Origin of the sequence: Paraburkholderia sp. GAS42, assembly GCF_050436565.1 — a bacterium.
Taxonomy (GTDB): Bacteria; Pseudomonadota; Gammaproteobacteria; order Burkholderiales; family Burkholderiaceae; genus Paraburkholderia.
Genome location: NZ_JBNDML010000002.1, coordinates 24,961 through 43,968 on the forward strand (window position 1 = coordinate 24,961; position 19,008 = coordinate 43,968).

A 19,008-nucleotide genomic window follows, 5' to 3' on the forward strand; every position below is an offset into this window, starting at 1 on the left:
GCAATGTACAACTTGCCCGATGAAAGAGGCCATTTCGGCCAGTATGGCGGCGTGTTCGTCGCAGAGACGCTGGTTCATGCACTTGATGAACTGCGCGCAGCTTACGAGAAATTCCAGAAAGATCCCGACTTTATCGCCGAATATGAGCGCGAATTAAAGTATTATGTCGGTCGTCCTTCCCCGATTTACCATGCGCAGCGCTGGAGCCAGATGCTTGGCGGCGCGCAGGTGTTCCTGAAGCGCGAAGATCTGAACCACACGGGCGCCCACAAGGTGAATAACGTGATTGGCCAGGCGCTGCTCGCCAAACGCATGGGCAAACCGCGCGTGATCGCGGAAACCGGCGCAGGCCAGCACGGCGTGGCGACGGCGACGATCGCAGCGCGCTTCGGCATGGAATGCGTGGTCTACATGGGCTCGGAAGACGTGCGCCGTCAGGCCGCCAACGTCTACCGGATGAAGCTGTTGGGCGCGACCGTCATTCCGGTCGAATCCGGCTCGCGCACGCTGAAGGACGCGCTCAACGAAGCAATGCGCGACTGGGTCACGAACGTCGAAAACACGTTCTATATCATCGGCACCGTGGCCGGACCGCATCCTTATCCGATGATGGTCCGCGACTTCCAGCGTGTGATCGGCGACGAATGCAAGGTGCAGATGCCGGAACTGGTCGGCCGTCAGCCGGACGCGGTGATCGCATGTGTCGGCGGCGGATCGAACGCGATGGGCATCTTTTATCCGTATATCGACGACAAATCCGTGCAGTTGATCGGCGTTGAGGCCGCTGGCGATGGCATCGATACGGGGCGCCATGCGGCGTCGCTGATCGGCGGCAGCCCGGGTGTGCTGCACGGCAACCGCACGTATCTGCTGCAGGACGAAAACGGCCAGATCATCGAGACGCATTCGATTTCCGCGGGCCTCGACTATCCGGGCGTCGGCCCCGAGCACGCATGGCTCAAGGACGTTGGCCGCGCGCAATACGTCGGCATCACCGACGAAGAGGCGCTCAAGGCGTTCCACGACTGCTGCCGGATCGAAGGCATCATTCCCGCGCTGGAGTCGAGCCACGCGCTCGCGTACGCAGCGAAACTCGCACCGACGTTGCCGAAGGACAAATACCTTCTGGTCAACCTGTCGGGTCGTGGCGACAAGGACATGCATACGGTCGCTGAGCGATCGGGCATCAAGTTCTGAGCGCCGCGACGATGCGCGACGAGTTCGACGAGCCGCAACCGACCATCGAAGCCCGCGCGGCTGACCTGGTCGGTGCGCCAGCAGCTTTGCCGCAGGTGCCTTCTGCACCGAAAGGCATCGACGTGTTGAACCGCGATTTTCTGACCGATGCAGCGAACCTGCCGGATGGATCGATCGATCTGATCCTCGCCGATCCGCCGTATGGGCTCGGCAAGGACTACGGCAACGATTCGGACATGCGTTCCGGCGAGGATTTTCTCGCCTGGACGCGCGAATGGCTGGATCTGGCGATTCCGAAGCTGAAGCCGTCCGGTTCGCTATACATTTTCTGCACCTGGCAATACGCGCCGGAAATTTTCGTTTTCCTGAAGTCGCGGCTGACGATGGTCAACGAAATCGTCTGGGACCGGCGCGTGCCCAGCATGGGCGGCACGACGCGCCGTTTCACGTCGGTGCACGACAACATCGGTTTCTTCGCGGTATCGAAGGATTACTATTTCGATCTCGATCCCGTCCGCATCCCGTACGATGCCATCACGAAGAAGGCGCGTTCGCGTAAGTTGTTCGAAGGCAGCAAGTGGCTGGAGCTTGGCTATAATCCGAAGGATGTCTGGTCGGTATCGCGGTTGCATCGGCAGCACGCTGAGCGCGTCGATCATCCGACCCAGAAACCTCTGGAAATTGTCGAGCGGATGGTGCTGGCGAGTTGTCCACCGGGCGGGCGCGTGCTCGACCCGTTCATGGGCAGTGGCACCACCGCAGTCGCCTGCGCCCGTCAGCGGCGCGAATTCGTCGGCTATGAGATCAATGAAAGTTACTGCGCGATAGCGCGCGAACGCGTCAGCGCGGTCGTGCCGGTTGCGCCGGTCAAGCCTGCTGCTGCGGCAGCAGCCACCTGAAACGGCCCGGCCACACGATCAATGCGCAGACAACGCGCAGTTAGTGCGCAGTTAGCGATTTTCGAGAAAATTCCATGTCCCGTATCAAGAACACATTTTCGGCGCTCGCCGAACAGGGTAAGAAAGGCCTGATCCCGTTCATGACGGCAGGTGATCCCGATCCGGCCCGCACGGTCGAATTCATGCACGCGCTCGCCGCCGGCGGCGCGGACGTCATCGAACTCGGCGTGCCGTTTTCCGACCCGATGGCCGACGGCCCGGTGATTCAGGCGTCGTCGGAACGTGCATTGGCGAAGGGCGTATCCCTGCGCACTGTCCTCGCGGACGTAAAGCGTTTCCGCGAGAAGGACGATAAAACGCCCGTCGTGCTGATGGGATACGCAAATCCGATCGAGCGCATGGGCGCCGATGCGTTCGCCACGGCAGCAAAGGACGCAGGCGTCGACGGCGTGCTGGTCGTCGATTACCCGCCTGAAGAATCGGCGACGTTCGCCGAAAAAATGCGTGCTGCAGGCATCGATCCGATCTTTCTGCTCGCGCCTACATCGACCGATGACCGCATCGCGGAAGTCGGCAAGATCGCGAGCGGCTATGTCTATTACGTGTCGCTCAAAGGGGTCACCGGAGCGGCAAATCTGGACGTTTCCAGCATCGCAGGTAAAATCCCGGCCATCAAGTCGCGCGTTCCCCTGCCGGTGGGCGTCGGTTTTGGCATCCGGGACGCCGAAACGGCGCGTTCCGTGGCCGAAGTCTCCGATGCCGTCGTGATCGGCAGCCGGATCGTACAGTTGCTGCAACAGGCGTCGCCTGAAACCGCTGCCGACACGCTGAAACGCTTCATCGCGGAAGTGCGTCAGGCGGTCGACAGCATCAGCACGGTCGCGCGATAACAACTACTTTTGTCGTCTTTCGCAAGGCGGCGGGTTCGTCCCGCTGCCTTGCGCATACAAGAAGACCTATGAGGGATAGAACATGAGCTGGCTCGACAAACTGCTGCCGCCGAAAATCAAGCAAACCGATCCGAAGAACCGCAAGGGGATTCCGGAAGGGCTGTGGATCAAGTGCCCGTCGTGCGAAGCGGTGCTGTATCGCAACGACGTCGAGGCCAATCTGCACGTCTGCCCGAAGTGCGACCACCACATGCGCATCGGCGCGCGTGAGCGGCTCGACGGTTTGCTCGATCCGGAAGGTCGCTATGAAATCGGCCAGGAAATCCTGCCGGTCGACGCGCTCAAGTTCAAGGACAGCCGCAAGTACCCGGACCGCCTGAAAGAGGCGATGGAAGATACCGACGAAACCGACGCCATGGTCGTCATGGGCGGTGCGATTCACACGCTGCCGGTGGTGGTGGCGTGCTTCGAGTTCTCGTTCATGGGCGGCTCGATGGGCTCGGTGGTCGGCGAGCGCTTCGTGCGCGGCGCGCAGAACGCGCTCGAACAGCAGGTGCCGTTCATCTGCTTTACCGCTTCGGGCGGCGCGCGGATGCAGGAAAGCCTGCTTTCGCTGATGCAGATGGCGAAGACTACGGCGATGCTCACGAAGCTGGCCGACGCCAGGTTGCCGTTCATCTCCGTGCTGACCGATCCGACGATGGGTGGCGTGTCGGCGAGCTTCGCGTTCCTCGGCGACGTCGTGATCGCAGAACCGAAGGCGCTGATCGGCTTCGCCGGCCCGCGCGTGATCGAGCAGACCGTGCGCGAAAAGCTGCCGGAAGGTTTCCAGCGCGCCGAATTCCTGTTGACGAAGGGTGCGATCGATATGATCGTCGACCGTCGCAAGCTGCGCGAGGAAATCGCCCAGCTGATGGCGCTGCTGACGCGCCAGCCGGCCGACGCCGTTGCCTGATCCGGGTTGAATCTGCAGTAGCCGTCGGTGCCTCTTGCGATATCGCGAAGAGGCTCCGCAAATGTAAAAAAGAAGCGCGCCGCGAGAGCAATCAAGCGGCGCGCTGTCGTTTCCGGGATAATGTCGGCCTTGCTGGTTAACCTGCCTTGTCCGGCTGCAACCGATGACCTCATTCTCGACCCTCGACGCGTGGCTCACGCACCTTGAATCCGCGCATCCTGTCGGCATCGACATGGGTCTTGGCCGCATCAACCAGGTGCGCGACGCGCTGCAGCTTTCGTTTGCCTGCCCGGTGATCACGGTCGGCGGCACGAACGGCAAGGGCTCGACGTGCGCGATTCTCGAGTCGATCCTGCTGCGCGCGGGTTACACCGTCGGTTGCCATACGTCGCCGCATCTGCTGACGTTCAACGAGCGCGCTCGCCTGAACGGCCAGAACGCCACCGACGCCGAGCTTCTGCCGCACTTCCACGCGGTGGAACAGGCACGGAAGAGCCTGCCTGAGCCCGTTTCGCTGACGTACTTCGAATTCACGACGCTCGCGATCATGCACCTGTTCGCGTCGCGCGGGCTGGATGTGGTGATCTTTGAAGTCGGCCTCGGCGGCCGGCTGGACGCGGTCAATATCCTCGATACCGACTGCGCGATCATCACGAGTATCGATATCGATCACACCGACTACCTCGGCGATACGCGCGACAAGATCGCCTTCGAAAAGGCCGGCATTTTCCGCGCGGGCAAGCCGGCGATCTGCGCCGATCCGATTCCGCCGCAGACGCTGATCGATCACGCCGAAAAGATCGGCGCCGATCTGTGGCTATTCGGCCGCGATTTCCGCTACGAAGGGCAGGCGGGCAGCGAGCGGCAGCAATGGAGCTACGTCGGCCGTACGATGCGGCGCTCGGCGCTCGCGTATCCGGCGCTGCGTGGCGCGAACCAGTTGATCAATACCTCGGCGGCGCTGGCCGGGCTTGAAGCGTTGCGCGACCGCGTGCCGGTTTCCGCGCAGGACATCCGGCTCGGGCTTGCGAACGTCGAGCTGCCGGGCCGGTTTCAGGTGTTGCCGGGCCAGCCGGCGATCGTGCTCGATGTCGGCCACAACCCGCACGCGGCCGCCGTGCTTGCGCAAAATCTCGGGAACATGGGCTATTTTCCGTACACGTACGCGGTATTTGGCTCGATGCGCGACAAGGATATCGCCGGGATCCTTCAGCATCTGAAAGGTGAGATCGACCACTGGTGCGTGACCGATCTGCCGACGCCGCGCGGTGCGTCCGCTGTCGAGCTCGAGGCGGCTCTGCGCGAAGCAGGTGTCACAGACGGCCCGGATAGCAGCGTAAAACGCTTCGATTCGCCCGCCGAAGCTTTTCAGGACGCACGAAAACGTGTCGCTGACAATGGTAGAATCGTGGTTTTCGGCAGTTTCTATACGGTGGCGGGTGTGATGGCCTACCGTAAATCGCAGCAACACTGAACGCGCGCAGCCTCGAACCAGGCCATTCATGGGAATTTTCTCGTTCGGTAAGAAAGACGACGCGCCCACCCGGCGCGGCGCAAACTCCAGTTCAAGCAAGGCTACCCGTGGCGAGCGGGTGGAGCGGCGAACCCGCCGCACGGAGCGGTCCAGCGAAGCGGATGCGATGCTGCTCGACCCCACACTTCCTGAGAAGCAGCGCGCACGGCGCCGGCTGGTCGGCGCGATTGCGCTGGTCGTTGCCGCGGTCGTCGTGCTGCCGATGGTGCTCGATTCGCATCCGAAGCCCGTCACCGACGACATCTCGATCGATATTCCGAGCCGTCCCGCGCCCAGGGCGAGCGCGAGCAGCGAAGACACGCAGGCTGGCGTCGCGCCGGACAATCCGCCGGCTGATACGACCGTCGCCGCATCCGGGCTGACGCCGGCCGAACCCAGGACAGATTCCGTCGCCAAAACGCCCGCTACGGCGATTGCGTCCGTCACACCGGTTGCGCCTGTCACGCCGGCTGCGAAGCAGGCTGCAACGGAAGACACGAAGCCCGCACCGGTCGCGAAGCCAGTGAAGCCGCAGGCGAATCCGGCGCCCGCGCCCGCGCCGCAGACAAAACAATCGACGAAATCCACGCAGACAGCGGACAACGCACTCCAGACCGCCGCAGCAGCGGACGCCGATTCTGGCACGCCGGCAGCGCCGCCTGGCAACCGTTTCGCGGTACAGCTCGGCTCGTTCCCGGACGACGCCAGCGCGCATGGTTGGGCGACGAAGTTGAAAGCGGCAGGTGTGCCCGCATATACCGAGCGTCGGAAGCAATCCGACGGTTCGATGCGTACCTTGCTGCGCGCCGGCCCGTTCGCGGACCGCGCGGCGGCATCGGCGGCGATTGCGAAGGTGCGTGAAGCGGGCCTGACGTCGGGCGCGAACAACGGCGCTGCACAGTAAGCCGCCCATGTTCACTGCCTTCGACTACGCTGTAATGGCGGTCATCGGCCTGTCGGCGCTACGCGGGACGTGGCGTGGGTTTCTATCCGAAGTATTCGGGCTGATTGGCTGGATCGCCGCATTTTTGATTGCATGCCGCTTCGTCGGCTATGTCGTGCCCTATATCCCGGCCACGTGGCCGGGCGGCCCGCTGACCCAGTGGCTGATCGCCTTCGCGGTGATCGTGATCGGCGTCGTGCTGGTGGCGAGTGTGGCGAATGCGCTGCTCAGCCGGCTGGTGCAGGCGACGGGCCTCTCCGGCGTCGATCGCTCGCTGGGTTTGATGTTCGGCCTCGTGCGCGGGGTCATTCTGGTGCTGATTCTGGTCGCGCTCGCGGGACTGACCGAACTGCCCCAGCAGCAATTCTGGCAACATGCCTTGCTGCGGCCCTACGCCGAGAAAGGTGTGCAGGAACTGAAACCGCTGCTTCCTGAGACGCTCGCTGCCTACGTCCGTGTGTGACGCTCAAGGCGAATGTCGACGAAAGCCCGCAGCACTCCGGCGTAGTCCGACTGCTTTCCCGGCATCGGTCGCCGCCGTCACGAATTTTGTACCTTTGAAGGACATGCCATGTGCGGCATCGTAGGCGTAGTTTCTCAATCCCCGGTCAATCAGCTGATCTATGACAGCCTGCTGCTCCTGCAGCATCGCGGTCAGGACGCCGCCGGCATCGCGACGGCGAACGGCAGCAACTTCCACATGCACAAGGCCAACGGCATGGTCCGCGACGTGTTCCGCACGCGCAACATGCGCAGCCTGCCGGGCAACACCGGCATCGGCCAGGTGCGTTACCCGACGGCCGGTTCCGCGTCGAGCGAAGAGGAAGCCCAGCCGTTCTACGTGAACGCGCCGTTCGGCATCATCCTTGCCCACAACGGCAATCTGACCAACTGGCAGCAGCTGAAAGACGAGATGTTCCGCGTCGATCGCCGCCACATCAATACGAACTCCGACACCGAAGTCATGCTGAACGTGCTTGCGCACGAACTGCAACTGTCGAGTTCCGGTCTGCAACTTGATCCGGCAGCGCTCTTCAAGGCGGTGTCGGGCGTGCATCGCCGGGTGCGCGGCTCGTACGCGATCGTTTCGCTGATCGCCGGCTACGGGCTGCTGGCATTCCGCGACCCGTTCGGTATTCGTCCGCTGTGTCTCGGCAAGCAGGAAACGCCGGAAGGCGTCGAGTGGATCCTGGCTTCGGAATCGGTGGCTATCGAAGGTATTGGCTTCGAGTTCGTGCGTGACGTCGAGCCAGGCGAAGCGATTTTCATCGACCTCGAAGGCAATCTTCACGCACAGCAATGCGCGACGAACCCGAGCCTGAACCCGTGCATTTTCGAACTCGTGTATCTGGCCCGTCCGGACTCGGTGCTCGATGGCGTGCCGGTCTACAACGTGCGTCTGCGCATGGGCGACTATCTCGCGGAGAAGGTCAAACGCGAACTGCCTGACGTTCCGATCGACGTCGTGATGCCGATTCCCGATTCGTCGCGTCCGGCAGCGATGCAGGTCGCGAAGAAACTGGGCGTCGAGTATCGCGAAGGCTTCTTCAAGAACCGTTACGTTGGCCGCACGTTCATCATGCCGGGCCAGGCCGTACGCAAGAAGTCGGTGCGCCAGAAGCTCAATGCGATGGGCATCGAGTTCAAGGGCAAGAACGTGCTGATCGTCGACGATTCGATCGTCCGCGGCACCACCTCGCATGAAATCGTGCAGATGGCGCGCGATGCGGGCGCGAACAAGGTGATCTTCGCTTCGGCGGCGCCGCCGGTGAAGTTCCCGAACGTGTACGGCATCGACATGCCGACGCGCGGCGAACTCGTCGCCCACGGCCGCACGGACGACGAAGTCGCGCGCATGATTGGCGCCGACCATCTCGTTTATCAGGACGTTGACGCGCTGAAGCAGGCGGTCCGCGATATCAACCCGGCGCTGAAGGAGTTCGAGGCTTCGTGCTTCGACGGCAACTACATCACCGGCGATATCACGACCGAGTACCTCGATCGCATCGAACGGGCCCGTCTCGCGCCGTCGGCGCAATCGGACCGCGATGCGGCAAGCGAAGCGATCGACGGCGGCACGGCGCGCTCGCAACTGCATCTGCAACTGTCGGTCGAGTAAGGTTGCACGCGTGGCGCGATTGCCGGATTCACGGTGCGCGCCGCGCGTGTTAGCATGATGGCTTGCGTCGATTTGAACTCAGCTTGCGGACGCGGGGCAACCCAAAACAGCTAAAGCGAACGGTGGAAAGGTAGTCAATCGCCATCGACGCTCCAGCTTTCCCCCGCACATGAAGCCCGCTTATGCCGACGCAAAGCGGGCTTTTTTGTCGCTGTCGTTGGTCGCTTCGACTTGTCTGGAGCGCTCAATCGCGGCCTGAAAAAACGGAAACAGAAAGAACATGGACGACTCCCTCAACTTCGACACCCTGGCCGTGCGCTCGGGCACGCTACGCAGCGAATTCAACGAACATTCGGAAGCGATCTTCCTGACGTCGAGCTTCTGCTTCACGAGCGCCGCCGAAGCCGCCGACCGCTTCAAGAATTCCGAAGACTATTACACTTACTCGCGCTTCACGAACCCGACCGTGACGATGTTCCAGGACCGTCTGGCCGCGCTCGAAGGCGGTGAGGCGTGCATGGCTACGGCTTCGGGCATGGCCGCGATCATGTCGGTGGTGATGTCGGCGTTGCAGGCGGGCGATCACCTCGTCAGCTCGCAGAGCCTGTTCGGTTCGACGCTCGGCATGTTCTCGCAGATCTTCAGCAAGTTCGGCATCACGACGACCTTCGTCGATCCGACGGATCTCGACGCGTGGAAAAACGCTGTGCGTCCTGAGACGAAGATGTTCTTCCTCGAGACGCCGTCGAACCCGCTCACCGAAATCGCCGACATCGAAGCGATCGGCAAGATTGCGAAGTCGGTGGGCGCGCTGTTTGTTGTCGATAACTGTTTCTGCAGCCCGGCGTTGCAGCAGCCGCTGAAGCTCGGCGCGGACGTCGTCATGCACTCGGCGACCAAGTTCCTCGACGGTCAAGGGCGTGTGCTTGGCGGCGCGCTGGTCGGCACGAAGCAGTTCATCATGGAAAAGGTGTTCCCGTTCGTGCGCAGCGCGGGGCCGACGCTGTCGGCGTTCAACGCGTGGGTGCTGCTGAAGGGCATGGAGACGCTGTCGTTGCGTGTCGAGAAGCAGTCCGCGAATGCGCTTGAAATCGCGCGCTGGCTTGAGTCGCATCCGGCGGTGAATCGTGTCTTCTATCCGGGTCTTGAATCGCATCCGCAATATGAGATCGCGAAGCGTCAGCAGACAGCGGGCGGCGCGATCGTGTCGTTCGAGTTGAAGGGCGATACGCCGGAAGCGATGCGCGCGAACGCATGGCGCGTGATCGACAGCACGAAGATTTGTTCGATCACCGGCAATCTCGGCGATACGCGCACGACGATCACGCATCCGGCGACGACCACGCACGCTCGTGTCACGCCGGAAGCACGCGCGGCAGCGGGCATCACGGAAGGGCTGATCCGTCTCGCGGTGGGCCTCGAAAACCCGGCTGATATCCGTGGCGATCTGGCGCGCGGTCTGGCTGGGTGACCGTGTTGTGATCTGGCGTTAGCGCGTGGGGTTTGAACCACGCGCTGCGCTGCGTCTCGCTCAGGCGCTGCACTCATGCCAGGGCGTTGACCAGGTCGCGTGACGGCTGGCCTCAACGGCGCGCATGCGCCCGGTCAATGCCGAAGCGCGCGCCACTGCCCGGGCGCAAGCCCAAAACGCCGCGTGAAAGCGTGCGTGAACGCGCTCTGATCGCCGAAGCCGATGTCGAGCGCGATATCCGTCAGCGTGTAACGCGGATCGGCCAGCAGCGTGAGCGACGTGTCGAGCCGCAACCGTTGCAGATAACGATGTGGCGTCTCGCCAAACGCTTCGATAAAAAGCTGATGAAAGCGCCGCATGCCGAAACCGCAATGCGCGGCGAGATCGGCGATGCGCAGCGGTTCGGACAGATGTGCACGCAACCAGCGGTCGATACGCGCGAAATCGAGCCCGAGGGCGGGCAGTTGATCTACGCCGACGCCTGTCGCCCCAGCGTCCGACAGAATCGCCGCACAGAGCCGTGCGGCGGCATCCCAGTTGAACCGACGCATCCAGGCTTCATCGTCCACCTGTGTGCTGCCCGCTGCACTGGCTGCAACGTTGCGTACGAGTTCGGTCAGCGATCCATCGATTTCCACGGCGCGTGCCCGGTCGAAGAGCCTTTCCGGCACGGCCAGCGAGGCAGCCGGCAGATCGAGTACAAGTTGCCGGTTCTCGCCGATGCCCGCGTAATCATGACGTGCACCGGCGGGAATCAGCCAGGCCGAACGGCGGTCGATCTCGCGACCGACGCCATCCACGGCCATCACCATCGTGCCATCGAGCCCGAGCACGACCTGATGAAAGTCGTGCACGTCCGAGGCTTCGACCGCGCCGTAGCGGCGCAACGAAACCGTCGGCGTGGTGACAGCAGCGTGGTGGTCCATCTTCAGAACGCGATCAGACGTCCAGCAGTTCGACTTCGAACACGAGCGTTGCATTCGGCGGAATGACACCGCCCGCGCCGCGTACGCCGTAGCCGAGTTGCGGCGGAATGGTCAGGCGGCGCACACCGCCGACCTTCATGCCCTGCACGCCTTCGTCCCAGCCCTTGATGACCATGCCGCCGCCGAGCACGAAGGCGAACGGGTCGTTACGGTCCTTGCTCGAATCGAACTTCTGGCCGTCCGTGAGCCAGCCGGTGTAGTGGACGCTGACCGTCTTGCCGGCCTGCGCTTCGGCGCCCGTGCCTTCGGTCAGGTCTTCGTATTTCAGGCCGGATTCGGTCGTGACAATCGACATAAGGAACTCCTCGATACAGATCGTTCAAAACCGACATTGTAGGCGCGATGACCGCATGCCCGCCAGCCAGCCGTCCGGCCTATGTCATCGGGCCGAGGGCCTTTCGTGGCGGACGTGGCGTTGCCCGTGCCTATAATGTGGCTTTGTTTCCGCACATGCATCGCACACCAGGATTTCGATTGTGACAACGTCTTCCAGCGGCAATCCGCAACCGGCTCCGGGCGTTCCAGCCTCCCCGGACAGTGAACGTACGGCGCGCCTGTGCGCCGAGACGGCGCTTTTCATGCGCGATCATGTGTTGTCCGTTGTGTCGCACGATCTGCGCAGTCCGCTGAATGCGATTCACAGCTGGGCCTATGTGCTGGAGCGCAAGCTCGAAGCTACCGATGCCACCGCAGAGCGCGCCATCGTCGGTATCCGCAACGGCGTGGAGCAGCAGGTGAAGCTGCTGGAGACGATCGTCGACGCGACGCGCGCCGAAACAAAAGCGCTCACGCTTGCCCGCGTGCCGTTTGCGTTGCGTCCGCTGGTCGATGCGACGGTCGCTGAAGTACGTGCCGCGCTTGCGGATTCGCGCGGGGTGACCATTGCGGTCAATTCAACGCCCGCGGATCAGACGTTCAGCGGCGACGCAGAGCGTCTCGCGCAGGTACTGTGGCTGATGCTGACATTCGCCGTGGAGGCCAGCGCGCGCGAAGCCAGTGTCACGCTCGAAAGCGCCGTCGACGGCACAACGTGGCACACAACAGTCACGTTCGCGCCGACACCCGCCGCGTTCGGCGACGCCACGCTTCCCCATCTGCTCGAAGCGTTCGCACGTCGACAGGCGCAGGAGCCGCGCGAAGCCGGACGCATTGCGTGGGTGCTGGCGTTGTGCAAACGCATCGCCGAAGCGCACGGCGGGAAGTTCGAGCAGAACGATGTGTCGCTTGTGCTGCGCGTTCCGCTCGCCGCCGCATGATCGAATTCGCACGCATCCTGCGAGGGATCTGCTTTCATAAAGCTTGCAACCTCTATACTGGCGACTTTTGTTTCTGGAGCTTTCTGCCTTGATTCAGGTCGTCGCCATTATTGGTGCGCTGCTGCTGGTTGCACTCAACGGGTTTTTCGTCGCGGCCGAATTCGGGCTGGTGAAGCTGCGGCAGACGCGCGTGCAGACGCTCGCGCAAAAGCACGGCATGCGCGGCAAGCTGCTCGCCAAGGTGCACGGCCGCCTCGATGCCTATCTGTCTGCGTGTCAGCTCGGCATTACGCTGGCATCGCTCGGCCTTGGCTGGATCGGTGAGCCCGCTTTCGCGGAACTGCTCCATCCGCTCTTTGGGCTGCTCGGTGTTGAATCGCCGCAGCTGATTCACGGCATTTCGCTCTTCTTCGCGTTTTCGGTTATTTCGTTCCTGCATATCGTTGTCGGCGAACTGGCGCCGAAGTCGCTGGCCATCCGGCAGGCTGAGAAGATCGCGTTGTGGGTCGCCATGCCGCTGTACGGTTTCTACTGGGCGATGTATCCGGCGATCTGGGTGCTGAATACGAGCGCGAACGCTGTACTGCGCATCGCCGGTCTGACGGCCGATCACGGCGGCGACACGCATTATTCGAACGAGGAACTGAAGCTGATTCTGCGCGGTCGCCGCGAAGGCGCCGCAGGCGGCATCGCGGCAGCAGCGGCCGCGGCATATAGCCAGGACGAGTGGAACACGTTTGCCCATTCACTCGACTTTTCGCGGCTGACCGTTTCCGACCTGATGCGTCCGGCGCACGAGATGGTCGGGCTGCGGCGCGATTTGCCGTTGCGCGACAACATGCAGGTCGTCGCGCGTCACCGGTTCAGCCGGTACCCGTTGTTCGAGGACGCTTCGGGCGAACGCGTCGCGGGCATGATCCACCTGAAGGACCTGCTGCTCGCACGTCAGGCCGGCAGCGTGCTGGAAGATCTGTCGCCCTACACCCGGCCCGTGCAGTACGTGCAGCCGAACATGCCGGCGCTGGAACTGTTTCGCCGGTTCCGCAAGGGCGCGCCCCATCTTGCGCTCGTCGGACACAAGGGCGAAAAGCCGATCGGCTTTCTCACGCTCGACAACCTGCTCGGCGCGCTGGTCGGACAGATTCATGACGAGTTTCGTCAGGGCGACGCCGACTGGACGCGAATGGACGACGCCACGCTGATGGGCAAAGGCAGTCTGCCGGTGGTATCGCTGGAACGGGCGCTTGGTATCGATATCGACGAAGGGCGAGCGGAATCCGTCGGCGGCCTTGTGATTCAGGCACTGAACGATCTGCCGGTCGAAGGCCAGCGGGTATCGTTCGACCGCTTCGATGTCGTCGTCAAGAAGATGCGAGGGCCGCGGATCGTGCTCGTGCGCGTCTATCCGAAAGACTTCGAGGATGAAGGCGGCTGACCTTCAACAAACGGCGAGGCAAACTGCTTTCTCGCTTGCCCACGAATAGAAGGGCATCGATCACCTGAACGGTCCCTTCCGCTCATTCGCCTCGGGCAGCTGGCGCGATTCCCGCACCGAACGCGGATGCCACAGCTTTGCTCCGCCTTCGATGCCTGCCGCGTTCGAAACAATCGCCACGTTCGCCGGCAACCCGATCGTCAGTCGCGCGGCGTTGCCGCCGCCGATCCACAGCTTGTCGTAGTTCACGAGCGAGGCAAGGATGCCGATGATCTTTGCCACGCGCCTGTTCCAGCGCTTGTTGCCCGCCTTCGCGCGCGCGGCGTCACCGATGTATTCGTCGTATGCGCGGCCCTTGCTGACCGGATGGTGGGCCAGTTCGAGATGAGGCATTAATTCGCCATCGCGAAAGAGGGCGGTGCCCGCGCCCGTGCCGAGTGTCAGCACGAACTCGATGCCTTTGCCTTCGATCGCCGCGAAGCCCTGCATTTCGGCGTCGTTGATCATGCGCGCGGGCAGTCCGCCCAGCCGCGAAGCAAGCGACTCCGCAAGCGGAATATCGTGCCAGCCGACCGCGCCGAAATGCGGCGCCGTCAGGATGCGGTTATTGCGCACGAAGCCCGGAAAGCCGATCGAGATCTGCGTCGGTGGATACTGCGCGACGATCGGCGCGACAAGTGTGACCAGCGCATCGACAAGCTGATCCGGCGTGCACGGATGTGGCGTCGGCACGCGCACGCGCTCCGACTTCATATGCCCGTCTGCATCGATGATCGCCGCTTTCAGCCCCGTGCCACCGACGTCGATGGCCAGAATCTGCTCCACTGTGCTTTTGATTTTCGGCTTGCGTGTCGCCACGTTTTTCCCCTGATAGAACGTCGTGTTGTGTGAGCGCCGTTACTTCTTCTCACCCGTTGCCTTCGTCGCAATGCCCGAAGCAAGCGGCCGCCACGCGCGTCCGTCACGCGCGAGCAGGGCATCGCTTTCCGCCGGACCTTCGCTGCCGGCTGCATAACCGTGCACGGGCAGCTGCCCATCCTTCGGATGCAGGACGTCTTCCACCGCGGCCCAACTCGTCTCGATGCTATCCGCGCGCTGGAACAGCGTTGCGTCGCCGAGCATGCAGTCGTACAGCAGCGTCTCGTAGCCGACGTTCGCGCGCTCCGCAAAAAAACTGGAATAATCGAACGCCGACTGCACCGGGCCGATCTGCATCACGGGCCCCGGCACTTTCACATTGAAGTCGAAGCGTGTGCCATGCGCGGGATCGATGCGCAGCGTCAGCACGTTCGGCGTCAACGCATCGACGGGCGTGTCGCGAAAGAGGCGAAAGGGCACCGCTTTCAGTTGCACGGCAATCTCCGTACTACGCGCGGCCAGTCGCTTTCCTGTACGCAGATAAAACGGCACGCCAGCCCAGCGCCAGTTTTCTACGAATACACGCGCTGCTGCGTAGGTCTCCGTGTGACTATCCGCAGCAACGTCGGGTTCTTCGCGATATCCCGGCCCGGCGGACCCTTTTTCATACTGACCGAACACGACATCGCTCGCGTGTAGCGGCTGGATCGCATCGAAGATATCGGCCTTCTTGTCGCGCACGGCTTCGGCGTCGAACGAATTCGGCGGTTCCATCGCGACCATGCCGAGCAGCTGGAAGAGGTGATTCGGCAGCATGTCGCGAAACGCGCCGGTCTGCTCGTAGAACTTGCCGCGCCCTTCGACGCCGATGGTCTCTGCCGCTGTGATCTGCACGTGATCGATGTACTCGCGTCGCCAGACCGGCTCGAAGATCGCGTTTGCAAAGCGGACGGCGAGAATGCTCTGCACCGTGTCCTTGCCGAGAAAATGGTCGATGCGATAGATCTGCGATTCCTTTGCATAGCTCAGGATGTGCGCGTTGAGATCGCGCGCCGAGGCGAGGTCGGTGCCGAAGGGCTTCTCGATGACGAGGCGTCGAAAGCCGCTGCCTTCCTCTTCCTTCAGCAGGCCCGCGCGGCCAAGATGCTCGACGATCGGTTTGAAGAAGCGCGAGGTCACCGCGAGGTAGAAGATCACGTTGCTGCCTGGCGCGGCATCGATTGATTGCTTGAGGTTCGCGAACGCATCGTCGGCTTCGAATTCGCCGGCCATGTATTGCAGCCGTTGCTCGACCCAGTTCCACGCTTTTTCATCGAGCTGTGCGGTGTGGAAGGTGCTGGCCTTGTCGGCGGCGAACTGTTGCAGGGATTGCTTCAGATCGTTGCGCCACGCTGAAGTCTCGCGCTCGCCGTGATTCACGCCGATGATCTTCATGCCCTGATCGAGCAGACCATCCACCGACAGGTTGTAAAGCGCCGGCATCAGCAGACGTTTCGTGAGGTCGCCGCCCGCGCCGAAAATCACAAGCGTGCACGGCGGCGCGGGATGCTTCCCCGCGGGCGAGGGCGCCGTCGCCGTTGGCGCGGAGTCCACCCTGGCGCTGACATGGGTATGTGCAGCGGACATCGCAGGCGGCGTTTCATTCGTTTCGTTCGACATGAGGTTCATTCCGTTAAGCCGTGCATCGGACGTGGCGAACTACTTCGTGACGAGTTCTTCCTCGACTTCTCCCGCGACCGGAACGTTACCCGAAGGCCCCATCTCGCGCGGTTGCAGGAGCAACGCCACGAGCCCGCTCCAGCCTGTTTGATGCGATGCGCCGACGCCGCGCCCGTTGTCGCCGTGAAAATACTCATGAAACAGCACGAGGTCGCTTGAACGCGGATCGGCCTCCAGCAACGGATATGCCGCCATGACGGGACGCAGCCCATCGCGGTTCTTCAGAAACAGTGTAGTGATGCGCCGCGCAAGCTCATCCGCGACTTCGTTCAGCGAGAAGCACTGGCCGGAGCCCGTCGGATACTCGACGCGAAAATCGTCGCCGTAATAGCGATGGAATTCGTAAAGCGATTCGATCAGCAGATAGTTGACCGGCATCCAGACCGGTCCGCGCCAGTTCGAGTTGCCGCCGAACACGCGTGAATCCGATTCTGCCGGCAGATACTTGATGCAGAAGCTCTTGCCGTTGTGCTCGTACACGAACGGATGGTCGCAATGCACGCGCGACAAGGCGCGCACGCCGTGATCGGAGAGAAATTCGGTTTCGTCGAGCACGCGCCGCAGCAGCGCTTTCATCCGGTGTCCGCGCAACAGCGAAAGCAGCAGGCTGTTGCCCTTGCCTGGTTCGTTCCAGCGCGACACGAGCCGCGCCAGATCGGGCCGATGTTCGAGGAACCACACGAGCCGGTCGCGCAGGCCAGGCAGGTCGCCGTGCAGACGCTGTTCCAGCACATGCACGGCAAAGAGCGGAATCAGGCCGACGATCGAGCGGATGCGCATCGGCACCATCGTGCCGTCGGGCAGTCGCAGTTTGTCGTAGAAGAACTGGTCCTGCGAATCCCACAGGCCGGTGTCGCAACCATCTTCGCAACTGACGGCTTCGGCGATATACAGGAAGTGCTCGAAAAACTTCACGCCGATGTCGACGAATACGTGATTCGCGTAAGCGAGTTCGAGCGCGATGCGCATCAGGTCGAGCGCGTACGCGGCCATCCACGCGGTGCCATCGGCCTGATCGACACGGCCGCCGGTCGGCAGCGGCGACGAACGGTCAAAGATGCCGACGTTGTCGAGCCCGAGGAAGCCGCCCTGGAAGATGTTGTGACCGTCGGCGTCCTTGCGGTTCACCCACCACGAGAAATTGAGCAGCAGCTTGTGGAAGACCAGTTCGAGGAAATCGCGATCGGCTTTGCCAGTGATTGCACGGTCGATTTCGTAGACGCGCCACGCCGCCCACGCATGCACAGGTGGATTCGCGTCGCTGAATGCCCATTCGTAGGCGGGCAACTGGCCGTTCGGGTGCTGATAGCGATCCTTCACGAGCAGCAGCAACTGCCGCTTCGCGAACGCGGGGTCGATCAGCGCGAAGGCCGCCGCATGAAACGCGAGATCCCACGATGCGTACCACGGATATTCCCACTTGTCGGGCATCGACACGATGTCTGCGTTGCACAGATGACGCCAGTCGGCGTTGCGTCCGTGTTTGCGGCGCGCGGCGGGCGCGGGCTGCGCCTGATCGCCGTCCATCCAGCGCTGGATGTCGAACTGGTAGTACTGCTTTGACCACAGCATGCCGGCGAGCGCCTGGCGTTGCACAAGGCGAGCATCGGGGTCGTCCATTTCGTGCTGCAGGGCCGCATAAAATTCGTTGGCTTCGGCGATGCGTTTCGCAAAGAGTGCGTCGACATCGAGTGGCACGGCGTCCGGCCCCGACTCGTGACGCCAGCGCATGAACACGATCGCGCGTCCGTGGGCTTCGAGGTCGAGATGCACATGCGCGCCGGCCTTCGTGCCAGCGTCATGACGCACTGCATCGGCGTCGCCGTGCACGAGGTAATCGTTAAAGCCATCCTTGAACGGTCCCGTGCCATCGATGTTGAAGAGCCGCTTGACGTTCGTCTCGTTCTCGCAGAAGAGCCAGTTCACGTCGGGCGTAATCGTCGTACCTTTCGAGGGCTGAACCCACGCGGTGACGACGAGCGGGTCGTGTCCCTGCAGGCGGCCGACCAGATGCGGCGTGCTGTGCGAATCGGGGCTTCTGGCGAGCGACGGTTTGTCTTTCAGACCCTTCCACGACCACTTGTTGCGCGCCCAGATCTGCGGCAGCACGTCGAGCGATGCCGCTCTTTCCGCGCGGTTCTCGATGGTCACGCGCATGACGATGTCATCGGCGGCGTGCTTCGCGTATTCGACGTCGACGTCGAAGTAGTAGTTGTCGTCGAACACACCGGTATCGAGGATTTCGTATTCGGGCACGTCGGCGCCGCGTCGCGCGTTTTCCTGAATCAGGTCGTCGTAGGGATACGCGGCATGCGGATACTTGTAGAGCATGCGCATGTACGAATGCGTCGGCGTGCCGTCGACGTAGAAGTACAGCTCCTTCACGTCCTCGCCATGATTGCCCTGCTCATTCGTCAGGCCGAAGAGGCGTTCCTTGAGGATCGCGTCGTGGCCATTCCAGAGCGCGAGCGAGACGCACCAGCTGAGCGTGTCGTCGCCGAACCCGGCAATGCCGTCTTCGCCCCAGCGGTACGCCCGGCTGCGCGCATGGTCGTGCGGAAAATAGTCCCAGGCGGTGCCGTTCTCGCTGTAATCCTCGCGCACGGTGCCCCATTGCCGTTCGCTGAGATACGGGCCCCAGCGTTGCCAGTGGGCGCATTCGCCGGAGTGCAGACGGCGGCCTTCGACGGTGTCGAGTACATTGACGGCGCGCAGCGGTGACATGGCGTTGTCCTTTAGCTTTGGCCCAGGCGGTCAGACGCACATC

At 62.6% G+C, this 19,008-nt stretch carries 16 protein-coding genes; 11 read left to right on the forward strand and 5 right to left on the reverse strand.

All coding sequences use genetic code 11. The features are described from left to right. Positions 1-3 precede the first annotated feature (3 nt). The 9 genes from trpB (at position 4) to P3T16_RS02750 (ending at position 9,987) form a co-directional block, all read left to right on the forward strand. A complete protein-coding gene (gene trpB / locus P3T16_RS02710; RefSeq protein WP_429341078.1) occupies positions 4-1,197 on the forward strand; it encodes a tryptophan synthase subunit beta in 1,194 nt (397 codons plus the stop codon). 11 nt (positions 1,198-1,208) lie between these two features. Continuing rightward, positions 1,209-2,096, forward strand: a complete 888-nt coding sequence (locus P3T16_RS02715) for a DNA-methyltransferase (RefSeq protein WP_429341079.1) — start codon at positions 1,209-1,211, stop codon at positions 2,094-2,096. A 74-nt stretch (positions 2,097-2,170) separates the two neighbouring features. Continuing rightward, complete coding sequence (trpA, locus tag P3T16_RS02720) at positions 2,171-2,986, forward strand: tryptophan synthase subunit alpha (protein WP_429341080.1); 816 nt, start codon at positions 2,171-2,173, stop codon at positions 2,984-2,986. 82 nt (positions 2,987-3,068) lie between these two features. Then, the gene (accD, locus tag P3T16_RS02725; protein WP_429254104.1) at positions 3,069-3,941 is read left to right on the forward strand and encodes an acetyl-CoA carboxylase, carboxyltransferase subunit beta; all 873 of its coding nucleotides are present in this window, start codon (positions 3,069-3,071) and stop codon (positions 3,939-3,941) included. A gap of 163 nt (positions 3,942-4,104) precedes the next feature. Continuing rightward, positions 4,105-5,415: a bifunctional tetrahydrofolate synthase/dihydrofolate synthase gene (gene folC, locus P3T16_RS02730; protein ID WP_429254105.1), complete on the forward strand. Its 1,311-nt coding sequence runs from the start codon at positions 4,105-4,107 to the stop codon at positions 5,413-5,415. 28 nt (positions 5,416-5,443) lie between these two features. After that, positions 5,444-6,358: an SPOR domain-containing protein gene (locus tag P3T16_RS02735; protein WP_429341081.1), complete on the forward strand. Its 915-nt coding sequence runs from the start codon at positions 5,444-5,446 to the stop codon at positions 6,356-6,358. A 7-nt stretch (positions 6,359-6,365) separates the two neighbouring features. After that, positions 6,366-6,860 carry a CvpA family protein gene (locus P3T16_RS02740; protein WP_429341082.1) on the forward strand — a complete coding sequence of 165 codons (495 nt, stop codon included), beginning with the start codon at positions 6,366-6,368 and terminating at the stop codon, positions 6,858-6,860. A gap of 108 nt (positions 6,861-6,968) precedes the next feature. Continuing rightward, positions 6,969-8,516 (forward strand): amidophosphoribosyltransferase, encoded by a 1,548-nt coding sequence (gene purF, locus P3T16_RS02745; RefSeq protein ID WP_429254108.1) that lies wholly within the window; start codon positions 6,969-6,971, stop codon positions 8,514-8,516. Between the two features lie 280 nt (positions 8,517-8,796). Next, the gene (locus P3T16_RS02750; protein ID WP_429341083.1) at positions 8,797-9,987 is read left to right on the forward strand and encodes an O-succinylhomoserine sulfhydrylase; all 1,191 of its coding nucleotides are present in this window, start codon (positions 8,797-8,799) and stop codon (positions 9,985-9,987) included. 134 nt (positions 9,988-10,121) lie between these two features. Here P3T16_RS02750 and P3T16_RS02755 read toward each other — a convergent pair whose 3' ends face one another. Together P3T16_RS02755 and P3T16_RS02760 are read right to left on the reverse strand one after the other, a co-directional pair. Then, positions 10,122-10,913 (reverse strand): helix-turn-helix domain-containing protein, encoded by a 792-nt coding sequence (locus P3T16_RS02755; protein WP_429341084.1) that lies wholly within the window; start codon positions 10,911-10,913, stop codon positions 10,122-10,124. A 13-nt stretch (positions 10,914-10,926) separates the two neighbouring features. Beyond that, on the reverse strand, positions 10,927-11,268 hold the full coding sequence (locus tag P3T16_RS02760; protein ID WP_133665834.1) for an FKBP-type peptidyl-prolyl cis-trans isomerase: 342 nt from the start codon (positions 11,266-11,268) through the stop codon (positions 10,927-10,929). A gap of 181 nt (positions 11,269-11,449) precedes the next feature. Here P3T16_RS02760 and P3T16_RS02765 point away from each other — a divergent pair, with 181 nt between their 5' ends. Further along, positions 11,450-12,229 carry a sensor histidine kinase gene (locus P3T16_RS02765; RefSeq protein WP_429341085.1) on the forward strand — a complete coding sequence of 260 codons (780 nt, stop codon included), beginning with the start codon at positions 11,450-11,452 and terminating at the stop codon, positions 12,227-12,229. Between the two features lie 88 nt (positions 12,230-12,317). Continuing rightward, complete coding sequence (locus P3T16_RS02770) at positions 12,318-13,664, forward strand: hemolysin family protein (RefSeq protein ID WP_429341086.1); 1,347 nt, start codon at positions 12,318-12,320, stop codon at positions 13,662-13,664. Positions 13,665-13,724: 60 nt separating this feature from the next. Here P3T16_RS02770 and P3T16_RS02775 read toward each other — a convergent pair whose 3' ends face one another. The 3 genes from P3T16_RS02775 to P3T16_RS02785 form a co-directional block, all read right to left on the reverse strand. Continuing rightward, on the reverse strand, positions 13,725-14,522 hold the full coding sequence (locus tag P3T16_RS02775) for an ROK family protein (protein ID WP_429341087.1): 798 nt from the start codon (positions 14,520-14,522) through the stop codon (positions 13,725-13,727). A gap of 39 nt (positions 14,523-14,561) precedes the next feature. Beyond that, positions 14,562-16,148: a glucose-6-phosphate dehydrogenase gene (gene zwf / locus P3T16_RS02780; RefSeq protein WP_429341399.1), complete on the reverse strand. Its 1,587-nt coding sequence runs from the start codon at positions 16,146-16,148 to the stop codon at positions 14,562-14,564. A 72-nt stretch (positions 16,149-16,220) separates the two neighbouring features. Then, positions 16,221-18,965 (reverse strand): MGH1-like glycoside hydrolase domain-containing protein, encoded by a 2,745-nt coding sequence (locus P3T16_RS02785; RefSeq protein ID WP_429341088.1) that lies wholly within the window; start codon positions 18,963-18,965, stop codon positions 16,221-16,223. Positions 18,966-19,008 lie beyond the last annotated feature (43 nt).